This window comes from Rhodococcus olei (assembly GCF_039540555.1).
Classification (GTDB): Bacteria; Actinomycetota; Actinomycetes; order Mycobacteriales; family Mycobacteriaceae; genus Rhodococcus_G; species Rhodococcus_G olei.
Genome location: NZ_BAABFB010000075.1, coordinates 360981 through 380871 on the forward strand (window position 1 = coordinate 360981; position 19891 = coordinate 380871).

Genomic DNA, 19891 nt, shown 5'->3' on the forward strand with positions numbered 1-19891 from the left:
TTCTCATCGGTGACGGAAACCCTGGCCCACCATCCGAGGCATTTGGGTAGCCTAAGCTAGCCTCTTGTCGACCCGTTGACGGCGCACCAGCGCCCACCCAGGAGGAACCCGTGAGAGTCGCAACGCTCGGATATCAGACCTGGGGTCACCGTACCCTCCAGGCGCTTCTCGATTCCAAGCACGAGGTGGTGCTCGCGGTGACCCACCCGAAGAGCGACCACGCGTACGAGAAGATGTGGGCCGATTCCGTCGCGGACCTCGCCACCGATCACGGGGTGCCGGTGCACATCGCGACCAAGCCCGACGACGGGTTCAAGGCCGCGCTCGCCGACGCGGATCCGGACATCATCGTCGCCAACAACTGGCGGACCTGGCTGCCGAAGGACGTGTTCGACCGGCCGCCGCACGGCACGCTGAACATCCACGACTCCCTGCTGCCGAGGTACACCGGCTTCTCGCCGCTGATCTGGGCCCTGATCAACGGCGAATCCGAGGTCGGGCTGACCGCGCACATGATGGACGAGGAACTGGACGCGGGCCCGATCGTCCTGCAGCGGTCCACGCCGGTCGAGCCGAAGGACACCGTCACCGACCTGTTCCACCGCACGGTCGACATGATCGGCCCGATCGCGGTCGACGCCCTCGACCTGATCGAGTCCGGTCGCGCCGAACTCACCCCGCAGGACCGGTCCCTGGCCACGTTCTTCCACAAGCGCGCCCCCGAGGACAGCCGCATCGACTGGACCTGGCCGGCCGAGGTGATCGAGCGACTCGTGCGCGCCCAGTCCGACCCGTACCCCAACGCGTTCACCACGTTCAACGGGCAGCGCATCCGGGTGATCCGGTCGTCGGTGTCGACGGGCCACTACGGCGGCACCCCGGGCCGGGTGTTCATCCACGAGGGCGACGGCATGGTCATCGTCGCCGGACCCGACGCGTGGAGCGGCCGGAACCGCGGCCTGTCGATCGAGCGGGTGCGTCTCGACGACGGCACCGAGATGACCGGCCGCGAGTTCTTCCCCCACGGGGGCGGCTACCTGGGCACCTAGGACGGGACGGAAACCGAACGCATGACCGGAAAACGGGTACGGACGGCGGCGCGCCCTTGTAGCCTCGCAGCGACTTTCGCGGGCGGCGACGGCCACCCGGTTTCCGGTCCACGAGGAGCACGATGAGTTCAGCGCGCGCGACCCGCAGGCACGTCCGGTCGATCGGCATCGGTCTCGCGGCAGCGATCGCGCTCGCCCCGGCCACGCTCGCGCCGGGTTCGGCATACGCGGCATCGAGCGACCTGCCCTCGGTGTTCGGGGGTCTCGGTTCGACCGGAGAACAGCCGACCCTGCCGGAGGTGCCCCCACCGTCGGCGGCCGCGATCCGCCTCGACGGCGCGAAGAACTTCCGGGACATCGGCGGCTACCGGACCGCCGACGGCCGGACCGTGCGCACGGGCCTGGTGTTCCGCTCCAACAAGCTCAGCACCCTCACCGACGCCGACCAGGCCAAGCTGACCGCGGCGCGGGTCACCCTCGATGTCGACCTGCGCAACGCGTCCGAGCGCAAGGAGGCGCCGGACCGGATGCCCCCGGGCGTCCGCTACCAGGTCGCAGACGTCGTCGGCCTCGACGCCGGCATCGCGTTCCACGAGGCCGTGCCCGTGACCCTCGGCCGGGCGCTGATCGACGCCGCGATCAACGGGTCCTCGGACATCGGCCAGAGCATCGGCTACCCGTTCATGGTGAACTACCGCGGCTCGGACGTCGCGTTCCGCGACCTGCTGACCGCGATCGCCGGCAACCCGGACGGCGCCACCGTCTACCACTGCAGCGCAGGCAAGGACCGCACCGGCTGGGGCACCGCGATCCTGCTGACCGTCCTCGGCGTCCCCCGCAACGTGGTCAGCGCCGACTTCATGGCGTCGAACGCCTACCTCGGTCGTGAGGACGCGGTGGAACTGTCCTGGCTCAACGCCGCTTTCGCGCAGGTCGACCGGCTCTACGGCGGCATGGACGCGTACGTGCGCGACGGCCTCGGGGTCGACCAGGCCACGATCGACACCCTGCGCTCGACGCTGCTGGCGTAGCGCGGCCGCATGGTGGCGGCGGGTGACGACACGTCCCCACCCGATTCACGACCGGCCGGACAACGAGATCCGTTCGCAGCCACGCTGATCGAACCTCACCGCCGGACGTCGCCGACCACCTCGACACCGGGTGCAGCGCACCGGGATTCGGTCACACCGACCGGACGTCGCCCGGCAGTTGCCCGATGGCCTGGACCAGGGGCGCGAGTGCGGGATCCGCGGCCGCCTGGTCGAGGGCCTCGCGCAGAGCGGCGTTGTGGGTGGGACGGGCCTCCTCGAGCAGGCGGCGGCCGTCGTCGGTGACGTCGGTGTAGATGCCACGACGGTCGGTGGGACACAGGTAGCGCGCGAGCAGCCCCCGATCCTCCATCCGGGTGACCAGCCGAGTGGTGGCGCTCTGACTGAGGACGACGGAGTCGGCGACCTGCCGCATCTGCAGATGCCCACCCTCCCCGTCGTGCTGGCGGCTCAGCACGTCGAGCAGCGAGTACTCGCGGGCGCTCAGCCCGTGTCCGGCCTGAAGGGCACGTTCGACCCGGCTCTCGATGCGCCCGTGCAGCACAGAGAGCGCCGACCAGCTGTGCGCGAGTGCGGTCATCGTCGGGTCGGTGGCGGTCATCGTCGGCTCCCTCCGTCGGTCGGACGAGCAGCGAGACCCCCTCGGCCCACTTGCTGTCACCGACCTCACTATACCCGCGCTTGCAATTAGCCCGCGTCTGCAATTATTGTCAACGCCTGTAAAGCGCACTAGCGCATTGTCGCCTCGCAGATCAAAGGATCGTCCTCATGCCGCTCGCACTGGTGGCCCTGGCCATGGGAGCCTTCGGAATCGGCACCACGGAGTTCGTGATCATGGGGCTGTTGCCCCAGGTGGGTGCGGACCTCGGCGTGTCCGTGCCGACGGCCGGCTTCCTGGTCACCGGCTACGCACTCGGCGTCATGGTCGGCGCACCGATCATGACCGTTCTCGGCACCCGGATCACTCGCAAGAACATGCTCATGCTGTTGATGGGCCTGTTCATCCTCGGCAACCTCGTCACCGCCGTCGCTCCGGTGTTCGCCGTCGTGCTGATCGGCCGGGTCGTGGCCTCGCTGGCCCACGGCGCCTTCTTCGGCATCGGCTCCGTCGTCGCCGCCGAACTGGTGGCCCCGGAGAAGAAGGCCGCAGCCATCTCCATGATGTTCACCGGCCTGACCGTGGCCAACGTCGTCGGTGTCCCCATGGGCACCTTCGTGGGTCAGACCGCCGGCTGGCGCGTGACCTTCCTGGTCGTCGCCGCGCTCGGCGTCCTCGGGCTGGCCGGCGTCGCCAAGTTCATCCCCGACCTGCCCGAGCCGGCGGGCGTGCGGCTCCGGCACGAGGTGGCCGCCTTCAGGAACACCCAGGTCGTCCTCGCGATGGCCATGACGGTCCTCGGCTTCGGGGGCGTGTTCGCGGCGATCACGTACATCGCCCCGATGACGACCGAGGTCGGCGGCTTCGCGGAATCCTCCGTCACCTGGTTGATGGTGGTGTTCGGGCTCGGCATGGTGGTAGGCAATCTCGTCGGCGGTCATTTCGCGGACCGCAAGCTCATGCCGATGCTCTACACCGCACTCGGAGGCCTGGCTCTGGTCCTGGTGCTGTTCGCCTTCCTGGCCTCCGACAAGGCCGTGTCCGTCGTGTCCGTCTTCCTCATCGGTGCACTCGGCTTCGCGACCGTCCCGCCGCTGCAGAAGCGCGTCCTCGACCACGCCCACGGCGCGCCCACGCTGGCCTCGGCCGCCAACATCGGCGCGTTCAACCTGGGCAACGCGCTGTCCGCCTGGCTCGGCGGTCTGGTGATCTCCGCCGGCCTCGGCTACACCGCACCCAACGCCGTCGGCGCGATCCTGGCCGCCGCCGCGCTGGTGCTCGCCGTACTCTCGCACCGGCTCGAGCGGCGGTCCACCCGCACCACCGCGGCCCCCGCCCCGGCGACCCCCGACCTCGTCGCGCCCGTGCGCTCCTGATTTCCGGACCCGCCGGCACCCCCGACCCGGCCGCACCTCCACCTCCGCAGTCCGTCGGCGGCCACCGGCCGCCCCCCTTCCGCCCCGATGGAACCCCACCGAAAGGAACCCCCGATGACTTCCGTGCCGAACGTGACCCTGAACAACGGTGTGACCATGCCGCAGTTGGGATTCGGCGTCTTCCAGGTCCCGGACGACGAGACCGCCGCGGCGGTCGCCAACGCCCTGGAGGCCGGCTACCGCAGCATCGACACCGCCGCCGTCTACGGCAACGAACGCGGTGTCGGCAGGGCCGTCGCCGCCTCCGGGATCCCCCGCGAGGAGCTCTTCGTCACGACCAAGCTGTGGAACGAGGACCAGGGACGCGACCGGACCCTCGCCGCGTTCGACGCGTCTCTCGACAAGCTCGGCCTCGACCATGTCGACCTTTACCTCGTCCACTGGCCCGCACCGGCCCGCAACCTGTTCGTGGAGACCTACCGGACCCTCGAGACGATCCTCGCCGACGGGCGGGCACGGGCCATCGGTGTGTCGAACTTCCAGATTCCCCACCTGACACAGCTGCTGGAGCGCACCGGCATCACCCCGGCGGTCAATCAGGTGGAGCTGCACCCGGGCCTGCAGCAGGCCGAGCTGCGCGCCTTCCACGCCAAGCACGGTATCGCCACCGAGGCCTGGAGCCCGCTGGCCCAGGGCGCGGTCCTCACGGACCGGGCGGTCAGGACGATCGCCGAGGCACACCGCGTGACGCCGGCGCAGGTAGTGCTCCGCTGGCATCTACAGACCGGGAACGTCGTGATCCCCAAGTCCGTCACCCCGGTCCGCATCCGACAGAACCTCGACGTCTTCGGCTTCGAGCTCACCGGCGCCGACATGGCCGCTCTCGCGGGCCTCGACCGGGGCCTGCGCACCGGCCCGGATCCCGACACGCTCGACTGACCCGACGGCGGCACGGGCGGTGCAGGTGGACCCGCCCGACCGGCCCCCGGTGCAGCTCACCGGCTACGACGCGGTCCTGTGACGGCACGTGCGTGCTGCCGCGCAGGGACCCGGCCCGGCAGACGAAACGTGAGGCCACGTCACGCCTTGACCGCGTAGCCCATGTAGGAGATCGCCGTGCTCCGGGTGCGGCCGAAGTCGAAGCGCCGGCTGGCCTCACCCCAGGTGAGCCGCCCGTGCGCCGCGCGCGCCATGTCGAGGACCCGCAGCGGATTCCACGACCGCGGCCCGAGCCCGACGACCTCTCGGACCCGCAGTCCGTGCCGGTCGAGGACACCGGTCAACTCGCCGGGCCTGATGCACATGGACCAGTCGTGCAACTCGGTGTCGAACAGCCGCGTCAGCCGCCACTCCTGCATGATCTTGATCGCGACCAGCTTGCTGACCCGGGTCCGGTTGATGGTGTCGAAGAGATACACACCCCCCGGCTTGAGGGCGCGCGCGGCCTCGGCCACGACCGCGTCCAGGTCGGACACGTGCTCGAGCACGTCGCAGCAGTACACGACGTCGAACGCGATGTCCGGCACGGGCAGCCGCTCACCCACGCCGACCCGATAGCCGATGTCGAGGCCGCCGGCCACGGCGTGGCTGTGCGCCGTGGCGAGCGACACCGTGGACGGGTCGACGCCGACGACGCTGAATCCGACTCGAGCGAACTCCTCGGCGAGAAAACCTCCGCCGCAACCGACGTCGAGGGCCCGCAGGCCCGTGAAGTCACGGCCCACCTGCTGTCGGAGCACGTCCCGGAAGTACGCGAACCGGCCCGGGGTCAGACTCCCGTGCAGCAGGTTGAGCGGGTTGTCCTCGTCCCACCAGGTCTCGCCCACCCGGTTGTACACGTCGTTGTCGATGGGCACCGGCATCACCTGCGCATCCCTGGGGGGGCGGATTCTCGCTCCGGCCACCATCGCACGATCGAGGGCCGACCGCCATCCCGCGTCACATCAGGCGGGCCGTCGCGTCACCGGCCCGACCACGCGCGCCACAGCCGCGCGTAGCGCCCGTTCGCCGCGACCAGCTCGTCGTGGCGGCCCTGCTCGACCACGACGCCGTGTTCGAGGACGAGCACCCGGTCCGCGGCCGCGGCCTGGGTGAGCCGGTGCGCGACAACGAGAGTCGTGCGACCCCGGGTCGCCGCGTCGGCCGCGTCCTCGAGATCGCGCGCACCGGCGCTGCCTGCCTCGGCGGTGGCCTCGTCGAGCACCGCGACGGGCGGGTCGACGAGCACCAGCCGGGCCAGCGCCAGCTGCTGCGCCTGCGCCGCGGTCAGGGGTTGTCCGCCCTCCCCGACGACGGTGTCCAGGCCCGACTCGAGCGACTGCGCCCAGCCGAGGGCGCCGACGACGTCGAGCGCCGCCTCGACCTCGGCGTCGGTGGCGGACGACCGGGCCAGCCGCAGGTCCCCGGCCAGCGGCCCGGCGAACACGTGCACTTCCTGACTGACGACGACCACCTGCTCCCGGAGCCGGCCGCCGAGGTCGGCGAGAGGGACCCCGCCGATCGTGACGGTGCCCGCGGTCGGGGTCAGCGACCCCGCCGCGATCGCCGCGAGAGTGCTCTTGCCGGCCCCGGTCGAGCCCACCAGCGCGACCCGCTCACCGGGCGCAACGCGAATGTCGATGCCCCGCAGCACCTCCCGCGCCCCGTCGTAGCTGTGCCGGATCCCGGCCAGCCGCAGTTCCGCCGACGCCGATTCGGCGCCGCCGTCCGCGGCCCGGGAGGCCGGCATCGTCACCACCCCGACGAGCCGGGCGAGGCTGGCCCCGGCCGACTGCATCTCGTTGAACGTGTACATCAGCATGCCGATCGGGTTGAACAACCGGTGGAACAGCAGGGCCGCCGCGGTGGCGTCGCCGACCGTCACCAGGTCCTGCCGGACCAGCACGAACCCGGCCACCAGGATCGTCGAGAGCCCGACGAACTCGGCCCGATTGCCCCGTCCCACGAAGCGGGTGAACAGGGTGAACACCCCGACGGACAGGTCGCGGGCGCGTCCGGAGGCCCGGTCGATGTCGGCGAGGTGCCGGTCCTCGAGTCCGTAGGCGCGCACCGTGCGGACCCCGGTCATGCTCGCGATCAACGCCTGCGACCGCTCCCCCATCGCGACCCGCTCGGCCGCGAAGATCGGTCCGGACCGCGGCAGGTACCAGCGCAGCGCGAGCCCGTACATCGGCAGTGCGACCGCGCCGGCGAGCCCGAGGCGCCAGTCGATCCCGACCATCGCGGCGAGGCTGAGCACGACCAGCAGCACCGCGGACACCAGGTTCGGCACGACGTCGGCGACCGCCTTGCCGATCACCGCGACGTCGTCGCCGACCCGGGAGAGCAGATCTCCCTTGCCGACCCGCTCGACGGTGGCGACCGGCAGCGTCAGGGCGCGGGCGACGGTCCGTTCCCGGAGTCGGGCGAGGACGGTCTCGGCCAGACGGGAGATCAGCACCGACGCCCACCCGGCGAACACGCCGCCGACGACCGCGGCGACCGCGATCACCGCGACCACGCCGACGATCGTCGACACCGGGGCCTGGTCGCGCACCCGGTCCACGAGCACCCCGAAGACCTGGATCGGCACCAGCGAGATCCCGGCACCGACCGCGGCGACGGCCACGGTGGACGCGGTCAGCGCCCACCGCCGCCGGAACTCGCCGTACAGCCAGCGCCGGGTCGCGGACGCGGACGCGATCGGCAGCCGCTCGGCTGCCGCCGTCGAGGCGCTCACCGCAGCACGACCTTCCGGTAGTTCTCGTCGACCTCGGCGAGGTCGCCGTGCGTGCCCTCCCCGACCACGCGGCCGTCGTCGAGCACGAGCACCCGGTCCGCGACGGCGAGCAGCGCCGGACTGCTGGTGATCAGCACCGTGGTGTGGGCCCGGCTCCGCCCCTCGGCCGCGGCGTGCCGGAGGCCCGAGATGCCTTCGGCGATCGCCTGTTCGGTGACCGCGTCGACAGCGGTGGTCGGATCGTGCAGCACCAGCACCGGCGCCGCGGCGGCGAGGGCCCTGGCCAACGCGACCCGTTGCCGTTGCCCCCCGGACAGATTCGCGCCGCGATCGGCGACCTCGAGGTCGACACCGTGCGGGTGGGCGTCGACGACCTCGGCGGCCGCCGACGCGACCAGCGCCTGCCGCACCGCGTCCGGGTCCGTCCCGGCGGCCGCGACATTGGAGCCGACGCTCCCGGCGAACAGGTCGGTGTGGTGCGGCTCGACCAGGAGCGCCCTGCGCGCATCGGTGTACTCGATGTCCCCGAGCGGGACACCGCCGACCGTGACCGTGCCGAGGTAGTCCTGCGGCGGCACGTGCCCCGACAGCAGCAGCGCCAGCGCCTCGCCGTCCTGCGGCCGGTGCGCCAGCACGCCGATCAGTTCACCGGGGCGGGCGCGCAGGGTCAGCCCGTCCAGCGACCGGAACGCGACGTCGCGCAACTCGAGGTCGCACGTCGCCGGCACGGACCGGGTGCCGGCGGGCAGCACCGGCTCGGCGCCGAGAACCAGGGCGAGCCGATCCGCGGACGCGCGCGCGGTGGCCAGGTCGCCGGGCGTGTGCGAGAGCATCCCGAGCGGTTCGATGATGAACTGGGACAGCCCCACCACGGTGATCAGTTCGCCGACGCCGATCCGCCCGTCCAGGGCGAACCAACCGGCGAGCCCGGCCACGCCGACCGCCAGCAGCGCGCTGACGGTGACCGAGACCCCGAGGAAGGTGCCGCGGGCGCGGGCGGCCCGGAGGGTGGCGGTCAGGGCAGTCTCGCTCGCGTCCCGGTACCGCTCGGTCGCCGCGTGCTCGGCACCGAGCCCGCGCAGCGGCCGCAGTCCGGCGACCAGGTCGGTCGCCATCGCCGCGGCCCGGGCCGTCGCCTCCTGCTGCGCGGTGGCACGGCGGGTGATCAGCGGGGCGGCGAGCTGCATCGCGCCCAGGATCACCGGCGTCCCGATCAGCACCGCCAGCCCGAGTGGGACGTCGATCACGAGCAGGGCCACCGCCGACACCGTCGCCGCGGTCAGCGCGGACACGACCCGGGGGATCACGTCGAGGATCCACGCCTCCCGCTCGGCGTCGGAGGTCGCGATCGTCAGCAGCTCTCCCGACCGCAGGTCGGTACGCGCCCCGCGCGGATGCAGGATCCGGCCGGCAACCTCGACACGGAGCAGGTGCGCTTCCTGCTGCATCGCGCGGGTGATCAGGCGAGCCCCCACCCGCCACGCGGCGGTGAGCACGAGAAACAGTGCGGCGAGCGCGGCGATCGACCAGATCAGCGCGGCGCTCGACCCGGGCGCGATCGCCCGCCCGACGATGGCTCCGATCGCGATCGGCACCATCGTCTCGGCGAGCATGTGCACCGCCAGCAGCGCGGTTCCGCCGCCCAGCCGGCGACGGTGCCGCCGGATCGTGCGGCGCAGGATCGCCCCGCCGTCGTGGCGGGTGGGTGGGTTGGACATCGGTCTCCCGTCCGGTGAGGTTAGTGAACCCTAAACCAGGAGGAAGTGGCGCCGGACAGCCCGGTTCTCCTAGAGTCGCGGGCAGCAGTCACGCTGTGCGTCGCGCAGCATCCGTCCTGGAGGAATCGGCACTATGGCCACCAAGACCACCGCAGAGAACGACATTCCCGACGAGGAGCTCGAACCGGTCACCGACGAGACCGCCCGCCAGGCCCAGCGCGTTGTCGCGGCATATGCGGCAGATGCCGACGAATGCCGCATGTTGCTGTCTATGCTCGGCATCGGCCCCTCGGCCAAGATCGACTAGGTCGCCGACGCTGACCCGCAACGGCAGCGCGGCGGGGAAGACAGGTACACAGTGGGCGCAGCCGCCTCGGAGTTCGTCGTCGTCGCCAACCGGCTACCCGTCGACCTCGAGAGGCTTCCCGACGGGACGACACGCTGGAAGCGGAGCCCCGGCGGCCTCGTGACCGCACTCGAACCCATCCTCCGCGGCAACAGCGGGGCATGGGTCGGGTGGCCCGGAGTAGCCGACACCGCCCTCGAACCGAGTGTCGAGGACGGCATCGACATGCATCCGGTGGCGCTGAGCGCCCAGGAAGTCGCCGACTACTACGAGGGCTTCTCGAACGCCACCCTGTGGCCGCTGTACCACGACGTCATCGTGCGCCCGGAGTACCGGCGCGAATGGTGGGACGCCTACGTCGAGGTCAATCGCCGGTTCGCCGAGGAGACCGCCAAGGCCGCGGCGGAGGGTGCGACCGTCTGGATCCAGGACTACCAGCTCCAGCTGGTGCCCAAGATGTTGCGGATGCTCCGACCCGACCTGACGATCGGGTTCTTCCTGCACATCCCGTTCCCGCCGGTCGAGCTGTTCATGCAGATGCCGTGGCGAACGGAGATCGTCGAGGGACTCCTCGGCGCCGACCTGATCGGCTTCCACCTGCCCGGCGGCGCCGAGAACTTTCTGTTCCTCGCGCGCCGGCTCCTGGGCCACCAGACCTCCCGCGGCACCGTCGGTGTCCGGTCGAGGCTCGGCGTGGTGCAGGTCGGGTTCCGCACCGTGCGGGTCGGCGCGTTCCCGATCTCCATCGCCTCCGGCAGCCTCGACGAGCTGTCCCGCCGGAAGTCGGTTCGCGATCGGGCCAAGCAGATCCGCAGGGAACTCGGCAACCCGAAGAAGGTCATGCTCGGTGTCGACCGGCTCGACTACACCAAGGGAATCGACGTGCGGCTCGACGCCCTGCACGAACTGATCGCCGAGGGCCGCGTCGATCCGGCCGAGACCGTGATGGTCCAGCTGGCGACGCCGAGCCGCGAACGCGTCGAGTCGTACGTGCAGATGCGCGGCGAGATCGAGATGACGGTCAGCCGGATCAACGGCGAGTACGCGGAGGTCGGGCGGCCCGTCGTGCACTACATCCACCGGCCCATCCCGCGCGAGGAACTGATCGCGTTCTTCGTCGCCGCCGACGTGATGCTGGTGACGCCGCTGCGGGACGGCATGAACCTGGTCGCCAAGGAGTACGTGGCCTGCCGCAGCGACCTCGGCGGAGCGCTGGTGCTCAGCGAGTTCACCGGCGCCGCAGCCGAACTCCGTCAAGCCTTCCTCTGCAATCCGCACGACCTCGAGGACGTCAAGGACAAGATGGAGGCGGCGCTGGACCAGCCGCGTGAGGACGGCCGCAGGCACATGCGTGCGATGCGCCGCCAGGTCCTCACCCACGACGTCGACCGCTGGGCGAAGGCCTTCCTGACCGCCCTCGCCCGCGATTCGGTCGCCGGCGCCGCGCTGATGCCCGCGGACCCCCGGGACTGACGAGCGGCCTGACACGACAGCGGGGCGCCCCGGGATCGGTCTCCCGGGGCGCCCCGCTGTCGATCGTCAGGGGAACCGCTACACCGGCGTGAGCCGACCGGTGAGCCAGCGGTCGCCGTCCTTGTGCATCTCCATCCGCACCCGGCTGCCGGTGGTCGCGGCGTCGGGCACGTCCGAACTGGTCGTGACCTGGTTGACGAACAGCAGCACCACCGCGTCGTCCGGGGTCGCGGAGACGATCGAACCGGCCTGCACGGTGGCCTGCACGGTCAGCTTCTTCTCCTTGGCGCCGGGCGCGATGGTCCCCTCCACCAGCTTCGTGTACTCGTCCCGGAAGTCGCCGGTCAGCCCGTCCGCTGCCGCGGCCAGCTGCTGGTCCACCTCGTTGTAGTTGTACGACAGCATCTTCGCGGCCTGATCGCTCGCCGCCGCGACCGCGTCGGTGCGGGCCTGTTCGGTCGCGCGGTCGGTCAGGTACCCCTTCAGCAGCAGCCCGACCCCGATCGCCAGGGCCAGCACCAGGATCCCGACAACGACCGCGAGCACCCGCGTACGTGAATCACCCTTCGGTGCAACGGCTTCGGTCACGGAAAGGTCGACGGCTCCGACGTGTGCCGCGGCGGCCGCCTCGTCGCCGTTCACCGACTTGTCTGCTTCTTCACTCATGGCACGAACTCCACCTTCGACGCCGTCATGGTGCCCCCGTCGTCGGTCACGGTCACCCGCATCCGGAAGTCCCTCGGTCCGTTCTGGGTTCCGTCGGGCGTGCTGACGTCCGCGCGCGCCGCGACGAGCACCTTGGCGGTGTTGCCGTCCTGGCTCTCGAAGCCCGACTCGAGGATCTTGCCGACGGTGGTCACGCCGGCTTGCTTCACGACCCCGACGAACGGGTCCTCGCGACCGTCGAACTCGGATTTGAACTCGCCGCTCGCACCGGCGAGGATGCGGTCGACGTCCTCCTTCGCGGTGTCCGGCTTGATCGTCGTCAGATTGAGCACCGTCTGACGGGCCGTCTGCACGAAGGCGTTTCGCTGTTCGTCCCGCTGGGCGGCGTTGTTGCGCTGGATCAGCAGCGCCACCGCGGCGGCGACCAGCGCGACGACGAGAACGAGCGTGAGGATCCATCCGACGAGGGCGCGGCGACTGCCCGCCCGGGCGTCGGGCGCCTCGTCCGCGTCCTCGGCGACGGGTTCGGGTGCCGCACTGGTGGACTCGCCGGCATCCGGCTCGGGCGCCCCCGCACCCGCTTCCTTCACCGCCGTCGCGACCGTGGCCGATGCGGGTGCATCGACCGGGTCCGTCGGCTCCGCCGGGGATGTCGTCACCGGCTCCACGGGCGGGCCGGCACTGCGGCTGGCCCGCCGACGAGCCGGCAGGCCCGTCGACTCGGCCGTCAGCCCTGCTGACGTGTCATCATCGTCTGCCACGTCGTGTCCTCTCTTGGTGTTCCTCCCGACGCCAGCGCAGGCTGGGCGTACAGGCGACCGTCGGGGCCGGTGTACTTGCCGGTCGTCGGGTCGTACGGGCGCGCCGTGGCGGGCACTCCCGAGGCTCCCCCGTAGGAGGCCGGAGCCGTTGTGTACGAGGGTACAGACGCATCCTGGACGGGTCCGTTGGGCGGATTGTTGCCCTCCGGGACGTACCCGGTGCGGCAGGCGTCCGGCGACGGTCCACGCCGACCCGGGTACTCCATGCAGGGGTAGTTGCGGGCACCGCGGACCGCGCTCGGATCGTTCGGTGCGACCTTGCAGAAGATGTCCGACGGGGTGTCCGGGGTGGACACCTCGTTACCGGCACGCCACTGGTCTGCCGGCACGAAGCCGGTGGTGCACGGCGGCGGATCGTTGACCTCGAGAGCGAAGTTCACGATTGCACCTTCGTCGCGGGGCCCCTTCAAGGCCGCGGTCATCAGTGCGGAGGTGATCGGCGGATACAGCACCAGCACCTGCTCGATGCTCTTGTTGTAGATAACGCCGACCTCACCGACGCTGACCAGGTTTGCGAGCAGGACGGGCAGGGTGGGCTGCAGCTCCTGGAAGAGCTCGGTCGCCTCCGCCGCGGCCTCGGGTCCCTTCTCGAGCAGATTCCGGATCCGCGGATCGCTCGCCCGCAGCTGGTCCGTGAAGACCACCAGGTCCCGGGTCCAGGACCGGATCGCGTCGCTGGTGACCACCTGGGTGTCGAGCAGCGCCCCGGCCTGGTCGATCAGGGTCTTGGTGGCGTCGACGTTGGCGTTGGCCTCCTGGACGAACAGGCGGGCGGAGTCGATCAGTCGCTGCAGGTCCGGACCGGCCCCGTTGAACGCCTTGAAGGATTCGTCGACGACGGTACGCAGCTGCGTGTTCGAGATGCTCTTGACCAGCGTGTCGGCCTGGTCCAGCATCGCGCCGACATCCTGCGGCACCGACGTCCGATCCATCGGGATCACGTCCCCGTCGGCGAGGTACGGCTCGGAGTCGTCGCGGGGAATCAGATCAACGTACTGCTCACCGATCGCCGACACACTCTTGACGGCGGCGTCCAGGTCGGCCGGGATGTCGTATCCGCTGTCGATCGAGAGTTTCGCATCCACACCGCTATCAGTGAGGGTCACCTCCTCCACCTTGCCGACGTTCGTGCCGCGGAAGGCGACGTTGGCGTGCGGGTACAGCCCACCGGTCGACGGCAGCTGCACGGTGACACCGATCTGCCCGATCCCGAACAGCGCGGGCACCCGCACGTACTGGGTCGCCATGACCACCAGTCCGACGACGGTCAGGATCGAGAAGATCACCAACTGGGCTCGGACGAACTTCGTGAGCATCATCGCGTCGGCGCTCCTAGCTGCGGCAGGCCGGGGATCTGGATCTGAGGAAGGCCCGGGATAAGCGGTGCCGCCGCAGGTTTCGGCTCGGACTGGACGATGTCGGGTCGCTTCGCCGCGGGTACCTTCAGCGGGTCGGCCGCCTGGCCGGCAACGCCGGCCGCCTTCCCGAGCGCACCCTCCACACCGCCGAGCGTGCCGGCCAGGCCGGCCCCGGCCAGGAAATTCTGATCGAGTCGCTGGTTGGTCAGGTCGATCGTCATCATCAGGTTCGCGTAGTCACCCCGAACAACCTGGTCGAGGTTCTTCATCGGGAACGGATAGGTCAGCGCCAACGTGAGCACATTCGTCAGCGCGGTCCCGGTACCGGCAAGCTGGGTCAGCAGCGGCGCCAATGACGCCAGGTTCGCCTGCAGGTCATCGCCGCTCTCGTTGATGACCCGGGTCGCGGTGTCACTGAAATTACCCAGTGCGACAAGAGCATTGGTGAGGTTCTGACGCTGACCCACGAGGACCTCGAGGGCGGGCGGTATCCCGTCGAGCGCCGCGGTGAGGGTCTCGGTCTGCTGGTTCACGGTGCTCGCGAGCCGGTCGATGCCCGACATCGCGGAGATGATCTCGCCGCGCTGCTTGTCGAGGCTGCCGACCAGACTGTCCAGCTGCGGCAACAGGTCCCGAACCGAGTCGGTGCGTCCGTCGAGCGCCGCGTTCAGTTCCCGGGTGATGTCGTTGATCTGGGCGAGCCCACCGCCGTTGAGCACCACCGACAGCGACGACAGGGTCTGCTCGGTGGTCGGGTAGGCACCCGCTCGATCGAGCGGAATGACGTCACCGTCCTTCAACGCGCCTTCCGGCTTGACGCCGAGGGGCGGGGCCAGTTCGAGATGCTGCGATCCGAGCAGGCTGGTCTGACCGATCTTCGCGGTCGCGTTGGCGGGCAGCTGCACCCCCGGGTTCAGCGACACCGTGACGAGCGCGTGCCAGCCGTCCACCTCGATGCCGGTGACGGTACCCACGGTCACGTCGTTCACCCGGACCGGCGAATTCTGTGACAGCGTCGTCACGTTCGGCATTTCGATCTGGACGGTGTAGGAGCCGTCCTCCGTACCCTGGGTTCCGGGCAGCGGAATCGAGTTCAGGCCGTTCCACTCGCACCCGGTCAGCGTCAGGGTCAATCCGACCGCGACCGCGGCGATCGCTGCCTTGCGCCAGCCGCGTCCACGCGCGGTCATCGTCCACCTCCGGGGTTGAGCAGTGCCCCGAGATCCTTGGGCACGTTCACAGTGGGCATCCCGGCGAGCGGGCCCGCGATCGGCTTGGGCTCACGCGACGCAACCTGACCGGCCAGACTCGGTGGCGAGTACACGATCTGGTTCGGGTACGCGGAAACACCGACGGCAGGGTTGGTCAGGAAGCCCGGGTAGTTCATGGCAACCGAATTCAGCACCGGCCCGAGGTACTGCTTGCACAGATCGGCGCTCTTGCCCGAATCGTTCGTCTCGAGTGCGGAGATCAGTCCACACACCATCGTGATCGGGTTCCCGGCGTTGGCCCCCGCGATCGCACCGTTGAGCGACCCCTGGGCCGGGCTGTAGATGTTGTTGAAGTTCGCCAGCGCGTTGGGAGCCACGTGCAGGACGCGCTCGATCTCCGGCCGCTTCTGCGCGAGCACCGTTGTCGCGTCCGCGAGCCGGCCGACCTGCTCGGTGAGTGCCGAACTGTTCTCGTTGACGAAGCGCTGCACGTCACCCACCGCGACGTCGAGGTCCGTCAGCGCGGTGCCGAGCTCGTCGCTGGTGTCCGCCAGCAGCGACGACACCGACTGCAGGCGTCCGCCGAACTGCACGATCTGCTGGTTGCTCGCCGACAGCGTGGTGACGAACGCCTGCAGGTTCTTGATGGTCCCGAACAGGTCCGTTCGGCCGTCCGAGAGCAGCTTCATCGTGTCCGAGAGCTCACGCAACGTCGCGCGCAGCGCCTCACCGTTGCCGTCGAGGTTCGCGCCTGCGGTGTCGATGAACCGGCCGAGGGAGCCCTGGTCGGCGGCGCCCTGCGGCCCCAGCGCATCCGACAGCCTCGTCAGCTCGGTCTTGATCTCGTCCCACTCGACCGGAACCGCGGTGCGCTCCACCGGGATCTCGGCGCCGTCGCTCATCGCGTCACCGCCGGTGTAGACCGGCGTGAGCTGGACGAAACGCGCGGCCACCAGGCTCGGTGCCACGATCACGGCCTTGGCATCGGCCGGAATGTCCACGGAGCGATCGACGTTCATGACGACCGTCGCGCCGGCGCCGCTCGGGTCGATGCTCCCGATGGTGCCGACCTTCACGCCCAGCACCCGCACGTCGTCGCCCGCGTACAGGCCGGTCGTGGTCGGGAACTCCGCCGTGATCGTGGTCTTTCCGATGCCGGGGAAGAAGTACAGCACCCCGGCGACCAGCGCCGCGACCACCACGGCGGCGCCGCCACCGATCAGCCACTTCTTGTTCGAGTTCGCTTCGGCGCTCATCGGTTCGGGTCCTTGAGCTCGGTCGTCAGGGGCGGGAACTGCTGGAGGTCCTTCGGTACGTGCTCGGGCCAGAGCAGCGAATCGACGAATGTCTGGGTCATTGCTCCGACCTGGAAGTTCGCGACGTACGCCATGAAGAACGGTCCGCTGCTGACGGATTCGCCGAGAGCTGTCGCGTACGGCCCGAGGCCGTCCAGCGCCTGGCCGATGTTGTCCTTGTTGCGCTGCAGGATGTCGACCGTCGCGTTGAGCTTGTCCAACGTCGGTTTCATCTGCTGCTCGTTGTCCTGGACCAGACCAGTCAGCTGCCGCGACACCGCGGAGATGTTGGTGATCAACTCGCTGATCGCGTTCCGTCGCCGGTCGAGCTCACCGAGCAGCTGATTGCCGTCGACCACGAGAGCGTTGATCTGGTCGCTGCGGTCCGCGAGGATCTTCGTCACGCTCTCGGCACGCGCCAGCAGGTCCCGCAGCGACTCGTCCCGCGCGTTGATGCTGGCCGAGAGCCGGCTGATCCCGGTCAGTGCCGTACGCAGCTCGGGCGGGGTGTCGGCGAGCGCGTCGGACATCGCGTTCAGCGAGTTGTTCAGCTGATCGGTGTCGAGTTCGGAGACCGTGGTGCTCAGGTCCCCGAGGGCGTCGTTGAGCGAGTACGGGGAGTTGGTGCGGTCCAACGGAATCGAGCTGCCGACCGGCATGATCTCGGCACCCTCGGGCGTCACCTCCAGCGACTTGCGTCCGAGGATCGTGTTCGTCTTGATGTCGGCACGAGTGCTGTCGCCGAGCTGGATGCCCTCGTCCATCGAGAACCCGACCCGGACGTCCGCGCCGTCGAGTTCGACCTTCTCCACCTTGCCGACGTTGACTCCGGCGACGGTCACGTAGTCACCGGTCAGCAGACCACCGGCATCGGCGAAGTACGCCTGGTAGCGGACGCCGCCTGCGATGAACTGCAGCCGGTCGTACTGCAGTCCGGCCACGACGAGTGCTGCCGCTACGACGAGTCCGATGATGCCGATCTGCACGGGATTTCGTTCGCGCTTGCTCACTGGAACGCGCACCTCCCTGTCGTCTGCTCGGGAGTGGTCGGAAGGTCGACCCGCAGGTCCTTGCCGTCGGGTCCGGAGAACTTGAACGCGACCTGGCAGGTGTAGAACTGGAAGAAGCTGCCGTAAGCACCGACCCGAATCAACTTCTTGTACGTCGAGGGCAGGCGCTCGAGCACCCAGTCGACGGTGTCCTGTCCCGCGACCAACTGCGTGGCCACCTTGTTCGCCTCTGTGACCGTCGTCTGCAGATCGGGGCGCACGCCCTCGAGCAGCTGCGCGAGGTCACCGGTCGCCGTGGCAATCTTCGGAATCGCGGCGCCGATCGGATCCCGATCCTGCGCCAGGCCGCTGACCAACTGCTGGAGCTGGTCGATGGTGGTCGAGAACTGATCGCCCTTGTCGTTGATCGTGGTCAGGGTGGTGTTGAGGTTGGTGATGACGTCGCCGATCAGCTTGTCCTGGTCCGCGAGCGTGTTCGTGAACGAACCGGTGCTGCCGAGCAGCGACACCAGTGTCCCGCCCTGCCCCTGGAACACCTGGAGCAGCGCGCCGGTCAGGTCGTTGACCTGGTTCGCGTTCAGACCACGCAGCAACGGCTTGAAGCCACCGAGCAGCAGGTCGAGGTCGAGCGCCGGCGAGGTCTGCGACGGCGGGATGGTGCCGCCGTCGGATAACGGCTCGGACGACCCTGCGCCCTCGAGCAGCTCCAGGTAGCGGTCGCCGACGAGGTTCTCGTAGCGAACGGTCGCCCGGGTGCTCGCCAGCAGTGGGTACTTGCTGTCGACGTCGAAACTCACGTGCGCGAGGTCGTCCGAGCCGACCTCGACACCGGTGACCGAGCCGACCGGTACACCCGCGATCCTCACCTTGTCGCCGGACTTGAGTCCGGACGCGCTGGTGAACTCCGCGCGGTAGGCGTCGCTGGAGCTGAACCGGACCTGGCTGAACACGATCGCCAGTCCCGCGAAGATCAGCGCCATCACGGTGGTGAAGGCGAGCAACTTGATCGTGGTCGGCCGCATCACTTCTGCCCTCCCTGCGGCGCGACGCCGGCATACAGCCACTGGAACATCTTGGGCACGTTCAGCGCGGTCTTCGTGGACGGCACGTACGGCACGGTGCCGGTGTCCGCAACGACGAACGGCGCGTTCCCGTCCCGCTTCGGATCGAACGTCGGCAGCCCCCAGCAGTTCGGTCCACCGCTGGCGTTCACCTTCGGCAGGTCCTTCGGGTAGGTGTACGGAGCGGCGCCCGGGATGAAGCTGGCGCTCAGCGCGACGCCCGGCTGCAGACCACCGAAGATCTCTTCCGCCGCAGGCAGGGTGCCGCTGAGCCCCGTGATCAGGCAGGCAATGCTCGGTGAGTATTCCCCGAGCAGCCCGGTGGTCGGCTTCAGCAGCTCCAGCGACTTCGTCAGGTTCGCCTCGTTCTCAGTGAGCAGCTGGTTGCCGGTGTTCGCCAGTCCGGTGACGTTCATCAGCAGCAGGTTCAGGTTGGCCTGTTCCTCGACGATGGAGCCGCTGGTTGCGGTGGCGTTGTCGAGCAGCTTCATCAGGTCCGGGGTCACGTCCGCGAAGGTGTTGGTGACGGTTGCCGCGGCCGCGAGGTCCTTCTGCAGTTGCGGCAGTGTCGGGTTCATCGTCTGCAGGTACGCGTCGGTGTCCTCGAGCAGCTGCCCGAGCTCGTCACCACGGCCGTTGAGCGCCGACGAGATCGCACCGAGGGTCGCGTTGAGCTTCTCCGGCTCGATCTGCTGCAGCAGCTGCGAGAGGTGCTGGAACAGGGTGTTGAACTCGACGGTCACGGAGGTGGCCGCGATGTTGGTACCGGGCGCCAGCGACTGCGACGACGGATGCTCGGGCACCACGAAGTTCACGTACTTGGCACCGAACACGGTGGTGGACTTGATCTCCACCGTCGAGTTCGACGGAATCAGGTCCAGCTGAGACGGATCCATGTCCAGGTGCAGGACGGCCTGCCCGTCGACCTCGTCGACGGACGCCACGCGCCCGACCTCGACGCCGCGCATCTTCACCTTCGCCTGCGGATCCATCACGAGACCGGAACGCTCTGCGGTCACGGTCACGGGTTCGGTGTCCTTGAAGCCGCCGGCGAACATCGTCAGCGCGACGACGACGACCGCAACCAGGGTGCCGACGAGGATCAACGCGGCGAGCTTCTTCTTCCACGTGGAATCGGTCAT

At 69.5% G+C, this 19891-nt stretch carries 18 protein-coding genes; 6 read left to right on the forward strand and 12 right to left on the reverse strand.

Features of this window, described 5'->3' with window-relative positions; translation table 11 throughout:
• The first annotated feature begins 110 nt into the window (after nucleotides 1-110).
• Nucleotides 111-1049: a methionyl-tRNA formyltransferase gene (locus ABD951_RS26370; RefSeq protein ID WP_345352673.1), complete on the forward strand. Its 939-nt coding sequence runs from the start codon at nucleotides 111-113 to the stop codon at nucleotides 1047-1049.
• Nucleotides 1050-1171: 122 nt separating this feature from the next.
• Nucleotides 1172-2080: a tyrosine-protein phosphatase gene (locus ABD951_RS26375; protein WP_345352676.1), complete on the forward strand. Its 909-nt coding sequence runs from the start codon at nucleotides 1172-1174 to the stop codon at nucleotides 2078-2080.
• 151 nt (nucleotides 2081-2231) lie between these two features.
• Here ABD951_RS26375 and ABD951_RS26380 read toward each other — a convergent pair whose 3' ends face one another.
• Nucleotides 2232-2699, reverse strand: coding sequence for a MarR family winged helix-turn-helix transcriptional regulator (locus ABD951_RS26380; protein WP_345352679.1), 468 nt, complete (start codon nucleotides 2697-2699; stop codon nucleotides 2232-2234).
• A gap of 167 nt (nucleotides 2700-2866) precedes the next feature.
• Here ABD951_RS26380 and ABD951_RS26385 point away from each other — a divergent pair, with 167 nt between their 5' ends.
• Nucleotides 2867-4072 (forward strand): MFS transporter, encoded by a 1206-nt coding sequence (locus ABD951_RS26385; RefSeq protein ID WP_345352682.1) that lies wholly within the window; start codon nucleotides 2867-2869, stop codon nucleotides 4070-4072.
• Nucleotides 4073-4186: 114 nt separating this feature from the next.
• Complete coding sequence (locus ABD951_RS26390; protein ID WP_345352685.1) at nucleotides 4187-5011, forward strand: aldo/keto reductase; 825 nt, start codon at nucleotides 4187-4189, stop codon at nucleotides 5009-5011.
• Nucleotides 5012-5151: 140 nt separating this feature from the next.
• Here the strand turns inward: ABD951_RS26390 and ubiG are convergent, their stop codons facing one another.
• The 3 genes from ubiG to ABD951_RS26405 all read right to left on the reverse strand — a co-directional run bounded on the left by ubiG (nucleotide 5152) and on the right by ABD951_RS26405 (nucleotide 9508).
• Entirely contained in the window at nucleotides 5152-5928 is a 777-nt protein-coding gene (ubiG, locus tag ABD951_RS26395) for a bifunctional 2-polyprenyl-6-hydroxyphenol methylase/3-demethylubiquinol 3-O-methyltransferase UbiG (RefSeq protein ID WP_425569969.1), read from the reverse strand.
• A 104-nt stretch (nucleotides 5929-6032) separates the two neighbouring features.
• The gene (locus ABD951_RS26400) at nucleotides 6033-7790 is read right to left on the reverse strand and encodes an ABC transporter ATP-binding protein (protein WP_425569970.1); all 1758 of its coding nucleotides are present in this window, start codon (nucleotides 7788-7790) and stop codon (nucleotides 6033-6035) included.
• Complete coding sequence (locus tag ABD951_RS26405) at nucleotides 7787-9508, reverse strand: ABC transporter ATP-binding protein (RefSeq protein WP_345352691.1); 1722 nt, start codon at nucleotides 9506-9508, stop codon at nucleotides 7787-7789. Before ABD951_RS26405 ends, ABD951_RS26400 begins: the two co-directional genes overlap by 4 nt.
• A gap of 133 nt (nucleotides 9509-9641) precedes the next feature.
• Here ABD951_RS26405 and ABD951_RS26410 point away from each other — a divergent pair, with 133 nt between their 5' ends.
• Together ABD951_RS26410 and ABD951_RS26415 are read left to right on the forward strand one after the other, a co-directional pair.
• The gene (locus ABD951_RS26410; protein ID WP_345352693.1) at nucleotides 9642-9815 is read left to right on the forward strand and encodes a hypothetical protein; all 174 of its coding nucleotides are present in this window, start codon (nucleotides 9642-9644) and stop codon (nucleotides 9813-9815) included.
• Between the two features lie 51 nt (nucleotides 9816-9866).
• Complete coding sequence (locus ABD951_RS26415) at nucleotides 9867-11327, forward strand: alpha,alpha-trehalose-phosphate synthase (UDP-forming) (RefSeq protein ID WP_345352696.1); 1461 nt, start codon at nucleotides 9867-9869, stop codon at nucleotides 11325-11327.
• A gap of 78 nt (nucleotides 11328-11405) precedes the next feature.
• Here ABD951_RS26415 and ABD951_RS26420 read toward each other — a convergent pair whose 3' ends face one another.
• The 8 genes from ABD951_RS26420 to ABD951_RS26455 all read right to left on the reverse strand — a co-directional run bounded on the left by ABD951_RS26420 (nucleotide 11406) and on the right by ABD951_RS26455 (nucleotide 19891).
• A complete protein-coding gene (locus ABD951_RS26420) occupies nucleotides 11406-11993 on the reverse strand; it encodes a h domain protein (RefSeq protein WP_345352699.1) in 588 nt (195 codons plus the stop codon).
• Entirely contained in the window at nucleotides 11990-12652 is a 663-nt protein-coding gene (locus ABD951_RS26425) for a hypothetical protein (RefSeq protein WP_345352702.1), read from the reverse strand. Before ABD951_RS26425 ends, ABD951_RS26420 begins: the two co-directional genes overlap by 4 nt.
• Before the next feature lie 68 nt (nucleotides 12653-12720).
• Complete coding sequence (locus tag ABD951_RS26430) at nucleotides 12721-14133, reverse strand: MCE family protein (RefSeq protein WP_345352705.1); 1413 nt, start codon at nucleotides 14131-14133, stop codon at nucleotides 12721-12723.
• Nucleotides 14130-15362, reverse strand: coding sequence for an MCE family protein (locus tag ABD951_RS26435; RefSeq protein ID WP_345352707.1), 1233 nt, complete (start codon nucleotides 15360-15362; stop codon nucleotides 14130-14132). The genes ABD951_RS26430 and ABD951_RS26435 overlap by 4 nt, the downstream gene beginning before the upstream one ends.
• On the reverse strand, nucleotides 15359-16639 hold the full coding sequence (locus tag ABD951_RS26440; protein ID WP_345352710.1) for an MCE family protein: 1281 nt from the start codon (nucleotides 16637-16639) through the stop codon (nucleotides 15359-15361). Before ABD951_RS26440 ends, ABD951_RS26435 begins: the two co-directional genes overlap by 4 nt.
• Entirely contained in the window at nucleotides 16636-17688 is a 1053-nt protein-coding gene (locus tag ABD951_RS26445; protein WP_345352713.1) for an MCE family protein, read from the reverse strand. Before ABD951_RS26445 ends, ABD951_RS26440 begins: the two co-directional genes overlap by 4 nt.
• A complete protein-coding gene (locus tag ABD951_RS26450) occupies nucleotides 17685-18710 on the reverse strand; it encodes an MCE family protein (RefSeq protein ID WP_345352716.1) in 1026 nt (341 codons plus the stop codon). Before ABD951_RS26450 ends, ABD951_RS26445 begins: the two co-directional genes overlap by 4 nt.
• Complete coding sequence (locus ABD951_RS26455; protein ID WP_345352718.1) at nucleotides 18710-19891, reverse strand: MCE family protein; 1182 nt, start codon at nucleotides 19889-19891, stop codon at nucleotides 18710-18712. The genes ABD951_RS26450 and ABD951_RS26455 overlap by 1 nt, the downstream gene beginning before the upstream one ends.

Bases quoted from the DNA above. Each gene is read 5' to 3' on its own strand.
- ABD951_RS26375 (WP_345352676.1), top strand. From the start codon at position 1,172: ATGAGTTCAGCGCGCGCGACCCGCAGGCACGTCCGGTCGATCGGCATC.
- ABD951_RS26455 (WP_345352718.1), bottom strand. From the start codon at position 19,891: ATGACCGATTCCACGTGGAAGAAGAAGCTCGCCGCGTTGATCCTCGTC.
- ABD951_RS26450 (WP_345352716.1), bottom strand. From the start codon at position 18,710: ATGCGGCCGACCACGATCAAGTTGCTCGCCTTCACCACCGTGATGGCG.
- ABD951_RS26410 (WP_345352693.1), top strand. From the start codon at position 9,642: ATGGCCACCAAGACCACCGCAGAGAACGACATTCCCGACGAGGAGCTC.
- ABD951_RS26440 (WP_345352710.1), bottom strand. From the start codon at position 16,639: ATGAGCGCCGAAGCGAACTCGAACAAGAAGTGGCTGATCGGTGGCGGC.
- ABD951_RS26405 (WP_345352691.1), bottom strand. From the start codon at position 9,508: ATGTCCAACCCACCCACCCGCCACGACGGCGGGGCGATCCTGCGCCGC.
- ABD951_RS26390 (WP_345352685.1), top strand. From the start codon at position 4,187: ATGACTTCCGTGCCGAACGTGACCCTGAACAACGGTGTGACCATGCCG.
- ABD951_RS26420 (WP_345352699.1), bottom strand. From the start codon at position 11,993: ATGAGTGAAGAAGCAGACAAGTCGGTGAACGGCGACGAGGCGGCCGCC.
- ABD951_RS26380 (WP_345352679.1), bottom strand. From the start codon at position 2,699: ATGACCGCCACCGACCCGACGATGACCGCACTCGCGCACAGCTGGTCG.
- ABD951_RS26385 (WP_345352682.1), top strand. From the start codon at position 2,867: ATGCCGCTCGCACTGGTGGCCCTGGCCATGGGAGCCTTCGGAATCGGC.
- ABD951_RS26430 (WP_345352705.1), bottom strand. From the start codon at position 14,133: ATGATGCTCACGAAGTTCGTCCGAGCCCAGTTGGTGATCTTCTCGATC.
- ABD951_RS26435 (WP_345352707.1), bottom strand. From the start codon at position 15,362: ATGACCGCGCGTGGACGCGGCTGGCGCAAGGCAGCGATCGCCGCGGTC.